At 45.4% G+C, this 744-nt stretch carries 1 protein-coding gene; it reads left to right on the plus strand.

Features of this window, described 5'->3' with window-relative positions:
• Positions 1-695 (plus strand): septal ring lytic transglycosylase RlpA family protein (locus tag R7R78_RS26005; RefSeq protein WP_225474597.1); only part of this gene is annotated, 695 nt, incomplete at its 5' end.
• Positions 696-744 lie beyond the last annotated feature (49 nt).

Raw genomic sequence — 744 nt, forward strand, 5'->3', positions numbered from 1 at the left:
TAGCACCTGATACACCGCTTTCAGTCGAACACATCGAGGATGCGCATCCCAAATACGAACCTTACAGCCTAGGCGGTAATACCGATTACCACTTGCGCGGTAATGATTACAAGATCGTTCGCGACGCAAAAGGGTTTACTGAAAAAGGTCGTGCATCTTGGTACGGTAAAAAGTTCCAGGGGCATTTGACGTCTAACGGTGAAATCTACGACATGTACTCCATGACGGCTGCGCATAAAACGCTACCGTTACCAAGCTATGTGAAAGTGACCAACACCGACAATGGCAAAACCACAGTCGTTCGAGTAAATGACCGAGGGCCGTTTCACGATGGCCGTATCATTGACTTGAGCTACGCCGCTGCGCATAAATTGGATGTCATAAAAACAGGAACGGCGAATGTTGAAATCGAAGTTATCAGCGTAGAGAAACCTACCGATCAAAAGTCGCTAGAATCTCACCCAAAGTACGTCATTCAAGTCGCATCTTCAAAAAATGAAGATCGCGCACGAACTTTAGGCGCAGAGCTTGGTCAAAAGCTGGATACCGAAACTTTCTTGGAAAACGCGAAAGAGTCTTATCGCTTGTTATTGGGTCCATTTACTGACTATTCCCTGACGCAAGCCACACTGGATAAAGTAAAGTTGCTCGGCTATTCGTCTGCATTTATTAAAAAACACAACACTGCGAAATGACCTTGAGTCATGAATTTCTAAACGAAGCCCCTCTTACATAAGTGGGGAT

This window comes from Vibrio sp. 2134-1 (genome assembly GCF_033339495.1).